This is a genomic window from Flavobacterium sp. (genome assembly GCF_031381455.1).
Lineage (GTDB): Bacteria > Bacteroidota > Bacteroidia > Flavobacteriales > Flavobacteriaceae > Flavobacterium.
In genome coordinates this window covers 1-3,574 of the sequence record NZ_JANMXZ010000049.1, presented here as the reverse complement: position 1 = coordinate 3,574, position 3,574 = coordinate 1, and the positions used below count along the sequence as shown (strand labels likewise).

The following is a 3,574-nucleotide window of genomic DNA, read 5'->3' as shown; positions in this document are numbered from 1 at the left end:
TAACTCTTTTATACCCGAATCTTTATAACACCTTTTATTCCATTTCGGGAGGATAGTCGAAGTTTTTAGCTCTTTTTATGGCGGCTATAAAACTCACTTATTCGATTCGGTTGATTACAAATTTATGTTTTTTTTTTACACATCAAATGGGTTTTTAATGTTTTTTAAAGAAGTACTGCTAACGTGGGTGTAAATCATCGTTGTCTTTGGACTACTATGACCCAGTAAATCCTGAATATAACGCAAATCGGTGCCACTCTCTAATAAATGTGTGGCAAAACTATGACGCAAAGTGTGCAAACTAATTGGCTTGTCAATGCGAGCTCTTATAGCAGCTTGTTGTAATACAACCTGTGCAGTTCGGTCACTATACATGCCTCCTTTTGATCCTTCAAACAAATAACCTTTGGGCTTGTAAATAGCGTAATACTCTCTCAATAAAAGTAAAACTCGTTCCGATAATAAAGTATAACGATCCTTCTTCCCTTTAGCGTTTTTTATATGAATTAGCATCCGTTTACTATCAATGTCTGTCGCTTTCATATGTAAAGCTTCGCTGATGCGCAACCCTGACGAATAAATTAAGGCCAACAAAGTTTTATGCTTTAAGTTATCTGTAAAATCAATAATCCGCAAAACCTCTTCTTTACTTAAAACATTAGGCAAAACCTTAGCACGCTTCGGACGATGCACTTTTTCAATATCAAGTTTTGTGTCGCCGATAATCTTAAAATACAGCTTAATTGCATTCACAATCTGGTTCTGATATGATGCCGATATATTATGTTTTAGAATATACTCATTGTTATACCAAATCACGTCTTCATTAGTTAAGTCGGCTACAGCTTTCTTGTTGTGAAAAACCAAAAAAGATCTCATCGCATCCATATAAGCTTTTATTGTATTTTCACTATATCGTTTTGAGCGTAACCATTCTTTAAAAGTGAGCAATGATTTCTTTCCTTCATCATTTGGCGATAATTCAGTCAAAGTTGGAATACCCAATTGTTTTCGGTTTTTTTCATTGTCAGGCACATGCCAATAGGTTTTCGTTTGACTCCATCGCGCTCCCGTAAAGCTTTTAACCCAAGCAATTAAGGTCGCGTCTTTTTCAAAAGAAACGGCAATTCTTTTCTCATGGTTATGCGTAATTATTTTGGCACTCCAAATCATATCAAAAAGATTGAATAAGAATAAAGATACAAAAACTAAATAATAAAACTACTTTAGCTAACTTTCTTTTTTTAAAGAAAAATTATTTAAGACTTGAAGATAATTGTAATTCTATAATCTTTAATTCAAATCTTGTAAATATTCAGATGCACATTTGCTATTACTTTGTACCATAACCTTAAATTTTTATATTATGAAAAATATAATCATGATTATAGCAACTGTAGGTGTTTTATGTTTAAGCTCATGCAAAAACACAGACAAGCAAGGAGTAATTGTGGACGATGCGAAACAAGTGACTATTGATTCAATGAAACAAGTTGCCGAGAAACAACGCATTATCGATTCCATGAAAATGGTAAGTGTAACTACTACAACTATTCAAAAAGAAGTTGTTGTTGTACATGATCAAGCAGCAGCACCGAAAAGAAAAAAATGGAGCGGAGCAGCTAAAGGAGCTGTAATTGGAGCCGGAGTTGGAGCCGTAACAGGAGCAATTGTCAGCGAGAAAAAAGGCGAAGGTGCACTAATTGGCGGTTTGGCAGGAGCTGCAGTAGGAGCAGGAACTGGTGCCGTTATAGATGGTAAGAAAAAATAATTTGCACCAAATATATGTTTTGGAAAGTCTGGTTTTAACCGGACTTTCTTATTTATTGGGGTATTTCGATGTAATATAATTTATGGAAGCTCTGGTTAATTCTTCCAAAACAGAAAGATTAATGTCTTCCAGTTTTTTTATATATACACAAGCTTTGCCCGATTTATTCTTGCCGAGTTTTTCTAATAATTGGGCTCTGTTTTCGAAGTCTGCAAAATAGAATACGATAGCTTCTTTTCGAGGAGAAAATGCTGCTATGGGCATATCGCCTTCGTGACCGCTTTCGTATTTATAATGATAGTTCCCAAAACCAATGATTGTTGGTCCCCACATTTTTGCGTCACAACCGGTAATGGATTTAAACATTTCGACCAATTGAAAACTATCTTTTCGTTTTACTTCATTAGCCACTTTTTGAATAAATTCGGTAACATTTACTTCGGTTGCTATAGTTTTAATTTTTGCCATAATAGTTTGATTTCTTTGGCTAAGATAAATAATTATTGCAACTTCAAAATCACTAAAACAGGTAAAGCAAAAGTGCTTCGTTTCGCCACGCTCGAAGCCATTTGCAAAGCTTTGGACTGCTAGCCCAGAGATATTTTGGAGATTTCGAAAGAGGAATAAATTTATCGACTTAGGGTTCATTTGGTGTTTGAAGTTATTTTTTCGGCAGAATAGCCTAAGCAAAGTTTTCCTTCTAAGAAGATTTTGTTAAAGAAAGCTGACATGGCCTTAGAATCTTGCAGGCGAGTGTCAAATATTTGAAGAATCCGTAAAATGAAAAGCTGTTTGAGCAGGGCCGAGCGTGAAGAAACAGTTCTGTGAACTGTTTTAGCGAAGGAGCCAGGAGGTGCGCTGGCAAGAGCATTGACTTTTTGTTTAGCTTCGCTCAGTTCGGCTTCGACTCGGGTCTTTTGGGTCAAGCCAAAAGAAAGATAAGAACAATAAGACGCCTCATGACCAAGATAAAACCGAATGACCAGAACATTCGCTTTAGGCTAGACTAATTTGCTATATTTGTTTACCAAAAAATTCTCGCCATGAAAATAGTAAAGAAAATACTTCTTGTTCTTGTAAGTCTTATTGTCCTAATTGCTCTTGCACTATTCATCTATCTTCAAACCTCAAAACCAAAATACGAAGGCGAAGAAAACTTAGCTGATATTTCCAAACCAACAACAGTTTACTTTGATGAATATGGCGTTCCGCATATTTATGCCGATACGCAAAAAGACGCGATGACAACACTAGGTTATGTGCATGCACAAGACCGATTATGGCAAATGGAATTGATGCGCCGAATTGCTCCAGGCAGACTTTCGGAAATCTTTGGTAATCCGGCTTTAAAAACCGATAAATTCTTTGCTGGAATTGGTATCGATGAAAACTCAAAACAAGCGGTAGCTAATCTTGATACCAATTCCCAAACCTATATTCTGGCAAATGCCTATCTGGATGGAATTAACCAATATATTGAAAACAGAAAAACTCCGGTTGAAATTCGATTACTGGGAATAAAACAGGAAAAATTTACGTTGAAAGATGTTTACAATATTTTTGGCTTCATGTCTTTCAGTTTTGCAATGGCTCAAAAAACAGATCCTTTATTAACTGATATTCGTGATAAATTTGGAATGGAATACCTAAAAGATTTTGGAATTGATGGTTCGTTAGGAACAACTCAATTAAAAAGTTACAAAGCAAAATCCAACGATTATGCTCAAATCTCAAAATCAGTTGCTAGTTTTTTAGATAATTCGCCAATTCCACCTTTTATAGGAAGCAACAGTTGGGTAATTG

The 3,574-nt window shown here is 35.5% G+C and carries 4 protein-coding genes; 2 read left to right on the top strand and 2 right to left on the bottom strand.

What is annotated here, in order from left to right; genetic code table 11:
- Positions 1 to 135: 135 nt before the first annotated feature.
- Positions 136 to 1,173, bottom strand: a complete 1,038-nt coding sequence (locus RMN97_RS12390; protein WP_309614834.1) for a site-specific integrase — start codon at positions 1,171 to 1,173, stop codon at positions 136 to 138.
- 193 nt (positions 1,174 to 1,366) lie between these two features.
- Between RMN97_RS12390 and RMN97_RS12385 the strand changes: the two genes are divergently transcribed.
- Positions 1,367 to 1,771 (top strand): YMGG-like glycine zipper-containing protein, encoded by a 405-nt coding sequence (locus tag RMN97_RS12385; protein ID WP_309614833.1) that lies wholly within the window; start codon positions 1,367 to 1,369, stop codon positions 1,769 to 1,771.
- A 48-nt stretch (positions 1,772 to 1,819) separates the two neighbouring features.
- On the opposite strand, the gene RMN97_RS12380 is transcribed toward RMN97_RS12385, so the two are convergent.
- Positions 1,820 to 2,239 carry a DUF1801 domain-containing protein gene (locus RMN97_RS12380; RefSeq protein WP_309614832.1) on the bottom strand — a complete coding sequence of 140 codons (420 nt, stop codon included), beginning with the start codon at positions 2,237 to 2,239 and terminating at the stop codon, positions 1,820 to 1,822.
- A 575-nt stretch (positions 2,240 to 2,814) separates the two neighbouring features.
- On the opposite strand from RMN97_RS12380, the gene RMN97_RS12370 reads away from it, so the two are divergent.
- Positions 2,815 to 3,574 (top strand): penicillin acylase family protein (locus RMN97_RS12370; RefSeq protein WP_309614831.1); only part of this gene is annotated, 760 nt, incomplete at its 3' end.

Bases quoted from the DNA above. Each gene is read 5' to 3' on its own strand.
- RMN97_RS12380 (WP_309614832.1), bottom strand. From the start codon at position 2,239: ATGGCAAAAATTAAAACTATAGCAACCGAAGTAAATGTTACCGAATTT.
- RMN97_RS12390 (WP_309614834.1), bottom strand. From the start codon at position 1,173: ATGATTTGGAGTGCCAAAATAATTACGCATAACCATGAGAAAAGAATT.
- RMN97_RS12385 (WP_309614833.1), top strand. From the start codon at position 1,367: ATGAAAAATATAATCATGATTATAGCAACTGTAGGTGTTTTATGTTTA.